Source organism: Mycobacterium palustre, assembly GCF_002101785.1.
In the GTDB taxonomy this organism is placed as follows: Bacteria; Actinomycetota; Actinomycetes; order Mycobacteriales; family Mycobacteriaceae; genus Mycobacterium; species Mycobacterium palustre.
In genome coordinates, this window is sequence record NZ_LQPJ01000053.1 from 1 (window position 1) to 13,981 (window position 13,981).

The following is a 13,981-nucleotide window of genomic DNA, read 5'->3' on the forward strand; positions in this document are numbered from 1 at the left end:
CGCCATGTTGCGCACCCGACAGCCCTACAACCCGGCCGGCAGCACCAACGCGGCTTGACAAACGCATTAGGGAGCCTTCTTCGGAGTGGCCAGCCCCAACCTGTTCTTCAAGAACAGAAACAGCCCGCACGCCTTCACCGAAAAGCAGATGGGTCCGTTCGCCGCACCTGGCGCCGCACGGCTAGAGCTGACGCCGTAGAAAACAGAGCAGGGAAAGCGGACCGCAACCAACCAACGAGCGGACTATTCCAACCATTGTCCAGCAGAGGCGAGCGACGCGCAGAGCCCCCGACACCATCATCATCAGTTGGGAGCATCGGCAGCCTCAGTGGTGCTGCAGCGCTCAGCGGTGTCGTACCTGTTCGGCACGGTGATATTGACGATCACCGTCCAGGCGATCACCACATTGGGCGGGCTGTAACACGGTTCAAGCCAAACGCCTCTGCTGTTGCACCACAATGCATTCAACGTCTGCGAGCCCTGGCTGCGCACCGGCGTCCGCACGGTCGGCCGGCAGGTTCGCGGTCTTGCGGCGGGTCGCCCCTTGCGGGTGCGGCCGCCGAGGGCCACGCCTAGGAGGACGGCGGGGCCGTACCGGCGGCCCGTACGAAGCCGTCGGCGAAAACGTCACAGACGGTGTCGATGTCCGGGGTGTCGACGCCGAGCACGTTTGCTGCATTGGGCCGCAAAAGCATGTGAATCACCATGGGAGCGAGCAGTTCCTGCATCAGAAGCGACACCGGCAGATCGCGAATGCGGCCCGCCTGGATTTCGGTGCTCAGCCACTTGCCGATCACGGCCAGCACCTGTGGACCCTTGTGGTTGAGCAGGGTCTGCATCGCGGGACTGGCGGGACGCGCGACCGCTTCGGCAAACATGGCCGGCCCCACCCGTGGTTCTCGGCTGAAAGAATCAGCCAGTAGCGCGTAAAACCGCCGTACAGTCGCGAAAAAATCGGTGTGATCCTCGGCGAGAAATTCCTCGATGTCAAGCAGGGGGCTGTGGCGGTCGAAGACAGTCCGCAGCAACCCATCACGCGTGCCGAAAATGGCGTAGAGGCTTTGGACCGAGCAGTCAGCGCGGGCCGCGACAGCTTCCAATGTGGCTGCACCCAAGCCGCGTTCGGCGATCAAGGTCGCCGCAGCGTCGAGGGCTCGGGTGCGTACCGGCGGCACCCCGCCAGGATCGACGCCCCGACTCCGCACCGCTTCGTCGAGGGGGGCGCGCGAGCCACCGAGACGGCGCAGCAATGTGCTGCGCGAGATGCCCGCGTGGCGTGCGATCACCGTGACGGGCACGTCCGCGACATCCTTACCGAGTTCTTCGGCAGCTCGCAAAGCCGCCTCGACCAGTGCGTCCGCACTGGTCAAAGCATCTGGCGAGGCCGGGGCGTCGCCGGATGAGGGTGTTGTTACGCGAGTGTTCATGACTGCTTTCAGCTTAAAGGGCGCGGCGTCAAACGACCCAGCACTAGGAATGTGGCGCCGCAACTTCGCGTTGTGATACGCTATAAGACATTACCTCTATATGCGTGTCATGCCCGGTTCGGGCGCGCTGGGGCAACTCGAGCCAGCGAGAACGCTCGGCCTACTCAGAAGGAGAGTTGCAATGAATGCGGAAGCGCCCGGTCGAACCATCGCCTCAATGCCGCGGGGTGGACCTCAAGCATCCTGGCTGGATCGTCGATTTGAGACCGATGAATTGGAGTATCTCGATCGCGACGACGCACCCGACGAGGTCAAGCAAAAAGTCATCGGGATGCTCGACCGGCTGGGCGGATTGTTCAAGCTGCACGAGAAGGACGCCCGCACCACGCTCGACGTAGTCCGCGACGTCCCGAGTCCGCGGATCCTGGAATTAGGCGCCGGCCACGGCAAGCTGTCGGCGAAGATCCTCGATTTTCATCCGACGGCGACCGTTACGGTCAGTGATCTGGACCCCACATCGGTGGCCAACATCGCCGCCGGCCCACTGGGGACCAACCCGCGGGCGCGTACTCAGGTGGTCGACGCCACCGCGATCGATGCGGAGGACGACAGCTATGACCTGGTCGTCTTCGCGCAGGCGTTTCATCACCTGCCACCGGCGGTCGCCTATCGCGCTATCGCCGAGGCCACCCGCGTAGGTAAGTCCTTCCTGGTCATCGACCTCGAGCGGCGCACACCGCTGGGATTCATGCTGTTCTGGGCACTGCGGCCGCTGTTGCAGCTGGCGGCTCTGCCGTCGTCCTCGTTGCGACCGCTGCTGCACGACGGCTATATCAGCGCGCTGCGCGCCTACAGTCCCGCGGCGCTGCAGGCTCTGGCCAATGCCGCCGATTCGGCGATAAGTATCGAATTCTTGCCCAGGGCAAAGGGGTTCGGCCCGACGTCAATGGCCGTGCTATTCCGCCGTCCGGGCACAGCCCACGGGCAAGTCACCGGGCAACCGCACGGGAATCACTAGACAGCGTCGCAATCACAGAAAGCCAGAGAACATGACCGAGGACACGAATGTTGCCGATTTCGAGTCGATGTACGCCGCAGCCGAGCACACTGAAGGCGTCATCCCCTACGACATCGGCGGCCCACAGCCCGTCGCGGAGCAGTTGACGGCCTTCGGCGCACTGCGCGGGGAAGTACTCGATCCGGGCACCGGCGACGGACATCACGCAATTCACTATGCATCACAGGGATATTCGACCACTGCCATCGACGCCTCACCGACGGCAATCGAACGCGCGAAGCGCAATGCCGAGCGTGCCGGCGTGCAGGTAAACTTCCAGGTAGCCGACGCGACCCAGCTGGAGGGGTTCGAAGGCCGGTTCGACACTGTGGTGGACAACTCCTTCTATCACCTGTTCGTCGACAACGAAGACGTCCAGACGCGATACGCGCAGGCGCTGCACCGAGCCACCAAACCCGGGGCGCGCCTGTACATGTTCGAGCTCAGCCCCAACAACGTCAACGGCATCCAGTGGACCGGCGTACCGGCTGACAACTTCAAACGCGTGCTCGGACGCAGCGGATGGCGGGTCGATTATCTGGGCACCACCACCCTGTCGGCCCGGTTCCTGCCGCAGACCATCGACGCCATGAAAGCGATCGCTACCGCGCGCCAGGGCGAGATGCGGGACGGGATACAGCGTCTGGCGCAGCAGCTGGCCGTTTTGGAACCACTGCTCGAAGATCACCGCGTACACCTGCCGGCGTGGTCGGTGGTCGCGACTCGCGTGGCCTGACGACATTGACGTCGCCGGGACACCACAAAGCCAAGTAGTTCGTGTACTCAGGCGTCATTCACCCCGCTGCCTCGACAAGAACAGCCCTTACTCCTCAGTCAGAGACAGATGGGTCAGTCCGCATGGCTCTCGCCGGCCGTGTCCGTTCTGTCGCCCTCCGCGCCGGTTTCGTGCTGCGTCGACGACTGTCGATGCTTCATTTCCGGTCGATTTCGCCGCCTGGGTGATGCTCGAGCCCGCACAGTGTGGCCGACCGTTGATGGGAGATCAGGATGGGTGAGGTGATCGACTCCGTCGATCCCGAGGTGCTGGTTCCGGGCATGCCGCCTGAGCAGTTCGGGTACCAAGGGGTCCGCCCTCGGCGGGAATTCGCCGACGGTCTGGTCATCGATCGGGACCAGGCAATCACGTTGCGTGATGGGATCACCATCTACGCCGATGTTTACCGACCCGAAGGCGTGACCGGGCGGCTGCCGGCCATCTTGTTGTGGAGCGTGTACGGCAAGCATGGGGCGCTGAAGTGGAGTCTGTTCGAGGGCACCGAGGTCGATACCGACAAGCTGTCGGACCACACATTGCTGGAAAGCCCCGATCCCGTCGCGTGGTGCCCGAGGGGTTACGCCCTTGTGGCGGTCGATCCCCGTGGCGCGTTCGGCTCCGAAGGCGACATGACCATCTTTTCGAAGAAGGAAGGCGACGACATCCACGACACCATCGAGTGGATCGCCGAACAGCCCTGGTGCACAGGCAAAGTGGGCATGGCGGGCATGTCGTATTTCGCCATTGTGCAATGGTTCGCCGGGGCCACCCGCCCGCCGCACCTGGCCGCCCTCCTTCCCTACGACGGGGTCACCGACGTCTACCGTGACCTCGTGCGCCATGGCGGTATCCCCAACCGGACTTTCATCGACATGTGGAACAACATGCTCACGTCGTGGACGAGGAACCGGACGGAAAGTTTGTCGAAGGCCATTGACGTCCATCCGCTGCTCGACGAGTACTGGCAGTGCAAGCAACCTGATTTGGAACGGATCAACGTCCCGACGTACGTGGTCGCGAGTTGGACCGACCATGGTGTGCACACGCGCGGCACGTTGGAGGGTTACCGGAGGCTCGGCTCCAAGGTCAAGTTCCTCGAGGTGCACGGGCGCAAAAAGTGGTCCCGGTTCTACTGGGACGAGAGCTTCAAGCGTCAGCTCGCCTTCTTCGACCGCTTTTTAAAAGATGAGCCCAACGAGGTCGACGCGTGGCCTCCGGTCCGCATCGAGGTGCGAGAGAAATTCTACGAGGGACAGTGGCGTGACGAATCGGAGTGGCCACTGGCTCGGACTCGATACGAGAGTTTGTTCCTCGACGCCGCGAACGGCGCGGCGTCGGTGGAGCCGCTCGGCGAAGAGTCGTCGGTGACCTACGACGCGACCGACCCTGACCAATTGGCATCCTTCACTTACACGTTCGATGCCGACACGGAGTTGACCGGATACGCCAAACTCCGGTTGTGGGTGTCGACGGACGGATCCGATGACATGGATCTGTTCGTGGCGGTACAGAAGATCGACTCCAAGGGTGAGGTCGTTAACTTCCCCTATCACACGCTGTTCAACGACGGGCAGTCGACGCATGGGTGGCTACGCGTGTCGCATCGCGAATTGGATCCGGCGCGGTCAACCCCGCAGCAGCCGTTCCTGCTGCATGAGCGAGAACTCCTGCTCGCCCCCGGTGAGATTGTTCCGGTTGATATCGAGCTCTGGCCATCGAGCACTCTCTACCGCGCGGGCGAGAGTTTGCGGGTCCTGGTCAAGGGCAGCGATATTCAAAGCTACCCTGGCGAATTCGCCGCCGGTCACCCCTCCGACCGCAACGCGGGCAACCACATCATCTACACCGGTGGGCGCTACGACAGCCACCTGTTGATACCGGTAGTGCCCGCAGCCAGCTAGGCGGATGCAAGGGCAGTGTTTCTCAGCCTGGGAGTCTCGCACTTGACCCCGGGTCCACTCAACCGAGACCCAATCGCTTGATGGAAATTTCCCGCATCTCGACTTTGCGGACTTTGCCCGTCACGGTCATCGGAAAGTCGTCGACCACAATGACGTAGCGCGGAATCTTGAAGTGCGCCAGGCGTCCCTTGGCGAAGGTGCGCACGGCGGCCGCGTCCAATGCCGGCCGATCAGGCTTCATCCGGATCCAAGCGCACACCTCCTCGCCGTACGTCGGGTCGGGAACCCCGATCACGTGGGCGTCGGAGATGTCCGGATGCGAGTGGAGGAACTCCTCAATTTCTCGGGGGTAGATGTTTTCCCCGCCGCGGATCACCATGTCTTTGATCCGACCAACGACGGCGCAGTACCCGTCTTCGTCCATGACCGCGAGATCACCGCTGTGCATCCACCCCTCCGAGTCGATGACCTCCGAGGTCCTTTCGTCGTCATTCCAGTATCCGAGCATCACCGAGTAGCCGCGGGCACAGAACTCACCCGGCTGTCCTCGCTCAACCACCTCGCCGGTGACGGGGTCCACGATCTTGATCTCAATGTGCGGGTGGGCACGGCCGACGGTGGACGTCCGCCGTGCTAGATCGTCGTTGGGTAGCGTTTGACACGACACCGGCGAAGTCTCGGTCATCCCGTAGGCGATCGCCACCTCGGACATGTGCATATCGTCGATGCACCGCTTCATCACTTCGACCGGGCACACCGCGCCGGCCATGATGCCGGTGCGCAGCGACGACAGGTCATGTTCGACGAAGTCGGGGTGGTTCTGCATCGCGATGAACATCGTCGGCACGCCGTAGACCGCCGTACAGCGTTCGGATTCAATGGCTTTCAACGTGGCACTAGGATCGAAACCCGGCGCAGGAATCACGATCGTCGCGCCATGGGTCGTGCAACCCAAAGTGCCCATGACCATGCCGAAGCAGTGATAGAAGGGCACCGGTATGCATAGCCGGTCGCCGGCTCTTAGCCCGATCAGCTCCGTCACGAAGTACCCGTTGTTAAGCACATTGCGGTGCGACAGCGTCGCCCCTTTGGGGAAACCTGTTGTGCCCGAGGTGTATTGGATGTTGATCGGGTCCGTGTTGGCCAAACGCGACGAGCGCTCGAAGAGCTCGCAAGGACTCACTTCGTCGGCGCGGGCACGCAGCGCGTCCCAGTCGGCGGTGCCGAGGAAAACCGCCTCGGCCAGTCGAGGTGTCTGGTCGCGCACCTGCTCGACCATCGCGACATAGTCTGAGGATTTGAACGACGTCGCCGAGATCAGCGTGCGCATGCCCGACTGATTGATCACGTAGGCCAGCTCGTGCGTGCGGTATGCGGGATTGATGTTGACCAAGATGGCGCCGATTTTGGCCAGTGCGAACTGGGTGATCGTCCATTCCGCGCGATTGGGCGCCCACAAGCCGACCCGATCGCCACGCTCGATGCCCATCGCCATCAGGCCCCGGGCCACCACATCGATTTCGGCGCGCAGTTGGGCATAGGTGTAGCGCCGCCCTTGCTTTAGATCGACGAGCGCCTCGACCTCGGGGTGATCGGCCGCTGTGCGCTCAAAGTTGACGCCGACCGTCTCCTCCAGGATCGGCTGGTAGCTGGGTCCCGCGTCGTAGGAGTCCATGCGCGCACCAGAGATCGAATCATCCATGCTCGGCTGTGGGCAGCACCGGGGCCATCAGAAACGATGGACGTTGCGGACCCGAGTGAATGATATGCCTGCCCGCGTTGTTGGTGGGCCGCGGCGGCAGGCCGGGCACAATTGGCACTTGAAGTTCCTGGCCGGACACCACTATTCGCAACTTTTCACCGCGATGCCAACGCATGGCCATGGGCCAGATCTCGATGTCGACCGCGACGATCTCCCCCTCTGACAAGGGTTGGACTTCGTCGTGCGTGTGGTGCGGGACGAGGTCCGTCGACAAGCGGTCGTCGGTCTTGCGGTGCGACACCCGCAATTGACCGCGCGCCCCCGGCGAGGGCAACTTGGGCATGAATTCCGGGACCAGCACCGAGCCGTCGGCGGCGACCTTCTGGACACCGACAAACAAATCCATCTCGTCGTGGCCGTCGGCTTGCACCCACAAGCGCAGCCTCATCGGTCCGGCCAACGTGAGATCTCCGAGATCCGCTTCAAAGACGGCCCTTCCGCCCTCGGCGTCATAGCTCGTGGATGCCGCATCAGTCGGTTCGGATCGGCTAATGGTGTGATCGTCGCAGCGCAGATAAAAGGCGGTGGATACGACACCGGGAGGCGGAAACGATGGTTGCGCCACGTCGAGGACGTCCTCGTGGCCGGGATCGAGAATCGCCATCCGCACTCGAGGCGTCTCTTCCCACCCGTTCTTCGCGCCCTTCAGCACGTGGTCATAGAAGCGCCGCAAGTCATCCTGGTGCTCGTAGAAGTCCGGCCACTCCATCGAGTTGTGGATCCGCAGCCAGGTCTTGTCAGGGTCGAGTTTTGCGTAGGCGGCGAGGGTTCCCCTGGTGTGCAGGGCGTTGGTGTAGCTGGCGACGACGTAGACGGGGATGTCAATCTTGGAGACGTCAATCACCTTGGTCGCCCAATACTCGTCGAAGAGGGGACGTTTGGTGATCATGGCGATGACGTCTTCGATCTTGTTGCGGCCGTAGTTGTTCTGCAGGATGCCCTCGGTGAACACCGGATCGGGGATGCCGCCCATGGCCACCAGGTCGCGGTAAACGTCGGTGAGGCCCTCCCAAGGCGCGATCGCCGTCAGGTGCGGGGGCCGTTGGGCGGCGATCAACCACTGCGTCACCGCCAACCAGGAATTGCCCGCCATCCCCACTTTGCCCGAGGACCAGTCCTGCTCGGCGATCCACTCGATGACGTCGGCCCCGTCGCGGCCTTCTTGCGAGGAGAACACCTGTACGTCGCCGCCGGACTCGAAGGAGCCCCGCGCGTCGGGGTTGACGATGGCGTATCCGTGCTCGCACCAGTAGGCGGGATCTGGTGCCTCCCACTTCTGTAGGCCGGACACGGCCTGCGCCGGGACGCCGGCACGGTCGGGGAACACGTCGAGTTGCCAAAAGCCGCCCTGTTTTCCGTAGGGGCTCCAGGCCATCAGCGCGGGCACGCGGTCGTCGGTGACCGGCCGATAGACGTCGGTGTAGATGACCGTACCGTCTCTGAGGGTGACCTCGACGTCGCGCTCGAAGATGATGTCACAGGTGAGGGGGCGACCGCCGGGGCTATGCACCGAACCCCGTTGCAGCACAACCGTTTCCTGCTTGAATCCGCGCCAGTTGGCCAGCGGCGATTCTGGTGGGTTCGCCTGTCGGTAGATCACGTCGATGTCGGACATCAGGCTTCCTTTCTGACTGTTAGTTGACGCGCGCTCGTCCCGGCGTGCTCGGCGCTCGGTCGCCGACGCGTTGCGCGGCGACGTTGGGTCTGACTGGGGATGCCGCAATGGTGAATTCCACTGATGCTGCGCCATATCGCTCGGGGCATCGTGCACAACCATCCATTTGGTCACCCAACGGGACGAGTGACGTCGCGGTGGATGCGGAGCAAACCGGGGATCTGTTCTGGCGGGCGCCGTCCGAAGCCGCATTCTGTTGCGACTCCGAATGAGTCGACGTGCCGAAACGCCGTCTCGATTCGGCGACGCGTGCCGTCGACGCCATCGGTGTAATGGACGAGACCTAGATACAGCTCGGTTTGCGGTCCAAGCTGCAAGTCCTGCAAGGGTTCGAAGTAGCTGTCATCGTGGCGGGCGCGTGGAACGGGCAGGTGAAAAAATTGGATGGGCCGGCCCACGCGCGCGGTGATCGCATTGGCCATCTCGGTGAGCACTCGCGCATCGGTCGGTTCCATGAAGTGCCTGTGCTGATAATCCCCGTAACAGAGGTGATAGCCGATGTCCACTTCGTCGGGGATCAAAGCGGAGTATCGCTCGATTCGTTTGAGCACACCCTCTTCGACGTCGTCGGCCCAGAACGGCTCTTGGTGCCGTTCCCAGAAGGAGACGTCGTAGACGTGTTCCCATTGCACAGCTAGGTCGTCGTTCGGTATCGCCTCGAGGATCTCCGCGAGATCCGCCAGCAGTGCCCGCTCGTAGGCAGGTTCGATGTCAGCGCGGATCGCCTCGTCGAACAGTCCTATCAGCGGGACGACGGGCGAGATCATGTTCACCTGGAACTTCACGTGTTCCGGGAATCTTCGGCCGTCCCGAAGCTTCACAAACCTTGCGTAGGAGTCCTTCGCCCATTGCGCGTAGCCGAACGTTCCGAAGTCGACCGTGGACAGGTCGGCATCGCGGCGCCGCTTGAACCAGGGCAGCTGTGGGTAGCGGTCGGGGGCCGGCGATACCCATTGGAGCTGGTCGCGCGCGCGGTAATAGATGATTCCGATGTGCCAGTTGTAGTAATACCGCCGATCCTCGGTCTCACCGTCGGGAACTCGGTGAAGACGATCGCCGACGGTGTCTGCGACCAGCTCGAGCACCCCGGACGCATCGTCGAAGGGGAAGCTCCCGACGAGATGAACCCCCACCGGACGTTCGTGCGTCACCAGTACTCCTTCGGTATGAATGAGAGTCTTAGTCTTGCGACACGGGGCAAATCAGCGCGAAATCCCGGCCGGGCGACAGCGGAGCCCGGCTACTGCGGTGGTGGTTGGTAGTTTGCCGCGGAGTTCCGTAACTGCCATATCTGTGCGGGACACAGCAGATTTACCGCGTAGGACACGATGTAGTTGGCCGAGGCCTCATCGTTCGGGGTGACATCGCTTTTCACCTCGCCCATCACCTGGGCGTATCCCTCGCCGCGCGTCACCTTCTCGCAGACCCCATAGCCGTAGCCGAGCGCATCGTTATTGGGGAAGTTGTAGTGCCGGCGAACCGCGACGTTATACATGTACTCGACCTCGGGTGCCGGCGCCGCACTCGCCGTCAGCGACGCCGACGATGCGATCACGGTGTAGGCAGACATTGCGACGAGCGCCGCGGCCTTGCAGCGGCTATTACAGGTCATCACGCCCACCCCCGTAGCCGGAGCCGTGGCCCGCGTCTCGTCAGATGCGATCGGGTTACTGCTCGCCCCAGACTGCTCTCTTCGGCGAAATCAGGCGGAAATTGCGTGTGGCCGCCATAGCTTGTCCGCTCATTCGATGAGGTCCTCATAGCGGTGCTCGGTGGCAATAGGAGCGCCGGATTGATGCGCGCTCTCTTCGCGGCGCCGCAACTCCACCCGGCGGATCTTGCCGGAAATGGTCTTCGGCAGCTCGGCGAACTCGACCCGCCGCACCTTCAGGTACGGAGCGAGGTGATCGCGCGCGTATTCCATGATGGAGCGGGCGGTTTCGGCGTCGGGCGGCCATCCGGTGGCCAACGCGACATACGCCTTGGGCACGGCTAGGCGGGTTGGGTCAGGTTGGGGCACGACGGCGGCCTCGGCCACTGCGGGATGCTCGATCAGCACACTTTCCAGCTCAAACGGTGAGACCTTGTAGTCAGACGACTTGAAGACGTCGTCAGTCCGCCCTATGTAAGTGATGTAACCGTCGGGATCGCGCTGCGCGACATCGCCGGAGTGGTAGTAGCCGCCGGCCATCACCTCGTCGTTGAGCTCCGCATCGCCGAGGTAGCCCGACATCAGATTGACGGGCTGCGCCCGTAGGTCAAGACAGATTTCGCCTTCGTCGGCGGGCTCGCCGGTGATCGGGTCGACCAACACCACCGGCACGCCCGGCATCGGTCGCCCCATGGAGCCCGGCTTGACGGGCCGGCCAGCGATATTGCCGACCAGCAGTGTCGTTTCGGTCTGTCCGAAGCCGTCACGGATCGTCAGGCCCCACGACTTCTCGACCTGCGCAATCACATCGGGATTGAGCGGTTCCCCCGCGCTCAACGCCTCCCGCAGCCCGTCCGGCTTATCGCCAAGCTCGGCCTGAATAAGCATCCGCCACACCGTCGGCGGCGCGCAGAATGTGTTCACCTTCGCCCGGCGGATTTGGCTCAACAGGGCCGCGGCGTCGAACCGTCGATAGTTGTAGACGAAGACGGTGGCTTCGGCGATCCACGGCGCGAAGAAACAGCTCCAGGCGTGCTTGGCCCATCCAGGTGAACTGATCGCCAGGTGCAAGTCGCCTGGTCGCACTCCGATCCAGGCCATCGTCGAGAGGTGCCCGACCGGGTAGCTGACCTGTGAGTGCTCGACGAGTTTTGGCTTGCTCGTGGTGCCCGACGTGAAGTAGATCAGCATTGGGTCGTCGACGGTCGTGGGCGACGTAAACGGTTCCGCCGGCGTGGCGCGGTAGGCATCGGCGTACTGGTGCCACCCCGCTACCGGGTGGCCTACGGCGATACGCACGCAGTCGCCGCCCGCGCCGCCGAACTTGTCGGCGTCGGCAGCCTTGGCGATCACGAATCGAGCCCCGCCACGGTCGATCCGATCGCAAACATCATTGGGCCCCAACGCGCTGGTGGTCGGCATGATGATTGCGCCAAGCTTCGCAATCGCGAGCATTGACTCCCACAACTCGACTTGATTTCCCAGCATGAGCATGACCCGGTCACCCTTCGCCACACCCAGTGCGGCGAGCCAGCTGGCCACACGATCGGATCGGTTCGCCATCTCGGCAAACGTCACCTTTTGCTCGTGGCCATCCTCCTCAACGATCCACAACGCGGTGCGGTCATTGCCCCGCGCAATCACGTCGAACCAGTCTGTTGCCCAGTTGAACGAGCCGCTGAGTCGCGGCCATGCAAAATCGTCGACCGCGTTGTCGCAGTCTGCGATCGCGCTGACCAATTGGTCTCTGGCCTTCCGATAGCGACGGGTGTTAGAGGGCATGCCGGTTAGGATCTAAGTCACTGCGCGCCGTTCGCCACCCCCGAAAGTGGGTATTGCATGACCTGGACGCCGCTCCTGCCGCCTCGAGACGGCGACGCCTTGCTCGTGGAGCTTCGCCACTTGGCTACTGAGGGACGCTTGCCCGTCGTATTCGGCGGCGAGGTCCACCGGAACGCGTTGATTCTCACCCAGTTCATCGGCACCCGGACGGGCCTATTGCGTGGGCTGGTTGTCCAGCCGCGATCAGGACTCGGCGGGGCCAGCATGGTTGCCGGCCGACCACTTTCGGTCACCGATTATCGCACCGCGTCGACAATCACACACGACTACGACATCCCGGTCCTGACGGAAGGCATTAAGTCGATCGTGGCGGTGCCCGTGCTGGTCGATGGAAAGCCAAGGGCGGTCCTCTACGCCGGCGAGCGTTCGGGTGCTCCGATCGGTGGGCGCGCGGCCGAACTGGTCGTGAATTCGGCACGGCGGCTCGGCCACGAATTGCGCATACGCGACGAGGTCGACCGCCGACTCCGTGCGCAAAGCGTCCAATTAGACAATTCGAGGGAGTTAGCGGCCGCCGCCGAGCAGGTTCGGGAGGTCCACGCGGAGCTTCGCCGGCTGGCCGCCGACCCCGCGAAGGTCACAGGAGCTCAACTGCGGATGCTAGCCGGCCTGCTGTCCGAAGCATTGTCGGGCAAAGGCAGCGAGACCGCGGCAACGCTGACCTCACGTGAACTCGATGTGCTGGCGCAGGTCGCACTTGGGCGCACGAACCGAGAAGCCGCCCAACGCCTTTCGCTTCGAACCGAGACCGTCAAGAGCTACTTGCGCAGTGCCGCCGCCAAGCTCGGCGCCCGGACCCGCCACGAGGCGGTTATCAAAGCCCGTCGGGCCCGACTTTTGCCTTGACGACCCTCTTGCGTGGTTTCCGTTCGGTTTCGCTCCCGACTGCGATCGCAGAAACGGCGGTCGGCGCTTGGCGCCATAGGCTGTCACGCACCTGAGGCATCCAGCATCGCAGGGGCACGGGGTGAACCAACAACTAACGATCACCGGGCCGGCCGGCAAACCTATCCGGCCGATGCGGTGACGTCCGAAAGGTTGCGCATCGGCATCGTCGGGAGCACTGGGCAGACCGGTGCGGCCGTGGCGAAAGCCCTGCACCTCAACGGATGCCGGGTGTCGGTGCTGTCGCGCCGGAGACCTGCCACCGGGTCCGACGGCTGTCGACACGCGGACAGGAACAGCCCGTCGTCGCTTGCAGACGCGCTGGCTGGATTGGAGGCACTCTGCGTCATACCGCCGCGGCTAGATCCTGACGAGGCGATGCTGGTTGGCAATGTCTTTGCGGCGGCCGGGGCGTGCGGAATTCGACGAGTCGTCTACCACTCGGTCATGCACCCCGCGAGCAGCGATGTGCCACACCATATGCGAAAGGCCGCCGCTGAAGAACTGCTGCGTCGTTCAGGACTCGACTGGACGGTTTTGCAGCCAAACACCTACACGCAGAATGTCTTCAAGCGCCTCAGAAGACGTGGCGAAGTCGTCGAAGTCCTCTCTCTGTGGCCCTTGGATGCGCCGGGACTGGCGTTTGTGGACCTCGCGGACATCGCCGCTGGCGCAGCCCTCGTATGCGCGGACACCCGCTACGTGTACGGCACGTATGAGCTCGCCGGTCCCCAAGTGTTGACACCTTTGGAGCTGGCACAGGAGCTCTCCCGCGCCTGGAGTCTCCCGGTAGAGGCACACCAAGCAACGATGGAGGAGCTTCCACCGGCGAGCGGTGACCTCAGGCATCTAGGCGTCCTGGAAAGCATCTTGGGCTGTCCGGACTGACGACCACGCCGTGCTGCTAGGGCCGGGCCCTGCTGTCCTTCAGAGCAGTGTGGTGTTGGGTTCGAGGCCGAGCAGGTGGCGGCCGTAGAGTTCTTGGGCGCTGGTGGGTTGTTGCAGC

Annotated in this window: 11 protein-coding genes; 5 read left to right on the plus strand and 6 right to left on the minus strand. The window is 63.3% G+C overall.

What is annotated here, in order from left to right:
• Positions 1-572: 572 nt before the first annotated feature.
• Positions 573-1,427, minus strand: a complete 855-nt coding sequence (locus AWC19_RS04095) for a TetR/AcrR family transcriptional regulator (protein WP_085076816.1) — start codon at positions 1,425-1,427, stop codon at positions 573-575.
• 181 nt (positions 1,428-1,608) lie between these two features.
• Here AWC19_RS04095 and AWC19_RS04100 point away from each other — a divergent pair, with 181 nt between their 5' ends.
• From AWC19_RS04100 to AWC19_RS04110, 3 genes are all read left to right on the plus strand, one after another.
• Positions 1,609-2,445, plus strand: a complete 837-nt coding sequence (locus AWC19_RS04100) for a class I SAM-dependent methyltransferase (protein WP_085076817.1) — start codon at positions 1,609-1,611, stop codon at positions 2,443-2,445.
• 31 nt (positions 2,446-2,476) lie between these two features.
• A complete protein-coding gene (locus AWC19_RS04105) occupies positions 2,477-3,220 on the plus strand; it encodes a class I SAM-dependent methyltransferase (RefSeq protein ID WP_085076818.1) in 744 nt (247 codons plus the stop codon).
• Between the two features lie 272 nt (positions 3,221-3,492).
• The gene (locus tag AWC19_RS04110) at positions 3,493-5,160 is read left to right on the plus strand and encodes a CocE/NonD family hydrolase (protein ID WP_085076819.1); all 1,668 of its coding nucleotides are present in this window, start codon (positions 3,493-3,495) and stop codon (positions 5,158-5,160) included.
• Positions 5,161-5,218: 58 nt separating this feature from the next.
• Here the strand turns inward: AWC19_RS04110 and AWC19_RS04115 are convergent, their stop codons facing one another.
• The 5 genes from AWC19_RS04115 to AWC19_RS04135 form a co-directional block, all read right to left on the minus strand.
• A complete protein-coding gene (locus AWC19_RS04115) occupies positions 5,219-6,835 on the minus strand; it encodes an AMP-binding protein (RefSeq protein WP_085076820.1) in 1,617 nt (538 codons plus the stop codon).
• Positions 6,836-6,854: 19 nt separating this feature from the next.
• Positions 6,855-8,537, minus strand: coding sequence for a CocE/NonD family hydrolase (locus AWC19_RS04120; protein WP_245848718.1), 1,683 nt, complete (start codon positions 8,535-8,537; stop codon positions 6,855-6,857).
• Positions 8,538-8,707: 170 nt separating this feature from the next.
• Complete coding sequence (locus AWC19_RS04125; RefSeq protein WP_211284840.1) at positions 8,708-9,748, minus strand: uroporphyrinogen decarboxylase/cobalamine-independent methonine synthase family protein; 1,041 nt, start codon at positions 9,746-9,748, stop codon at positions 8,708-8,710.
• A gap of 89 nt (positions 9,749-9,837) precedes the next feature.
• On the minus strand, positions 9,838-10,209 hold the full coding sequence (locus AWC19_RS04130) for a DUF732 domain-containing protein (protein ID WP_085076826.1): 372 nt from the start codon (positions 10,207-10,209) through the stop codon (positions 9,838-9,840).
• Positions 10,210-10,338: 129 nt separating this feature from the next.
• Positions 10,339-12,030, minus strand: coding sequence for an AMP-binding protein (locus tag AWC19_RS04135; RefSeq protein ID WP_085076822.1), 1,692 nt, complete (start codon positions 12,028-12,030; stop codon positions 10,339-10,341).
• Positions 12,031-12,087: 57 nt separating this feature from the next.
• Here AWC19_RS04135 and AWC19_RS04140 point away from each other — a divergent pair, with 57 nt between their 5' ends.
• Together AWC19_RS04140 and AWC19_RS04145 are read left to right on the plus strand one after the other, a co-directional pair.
• Positions 12,088-12,936 (plus strand): response regulator transcription factor, encoded by an 849-nt coding sequence (locus AWC19_RS04140; protein ID WP_085076823.1) that lies wholly within the window; start codon positions 12,088-12,090, stop codon positions 12,934-12,936.
• Between the two features lie 192 nt (positions 12,937-13,128).
• The gene (locus AWC19_RS04145) at positions 13,129-13,863 is read left to right on the plus strand and encodes an SDR family oxidoreductase (protein ID WP_158090827.1); all 735 of its coding nucleotides are present in this window, start codon (positions 13,129-13,131) and stop codon (positions 13,861-13,863) included.
• The last annotated feature ends 118 nt before the right edge of the window (positions 13,864-13,981 follow it).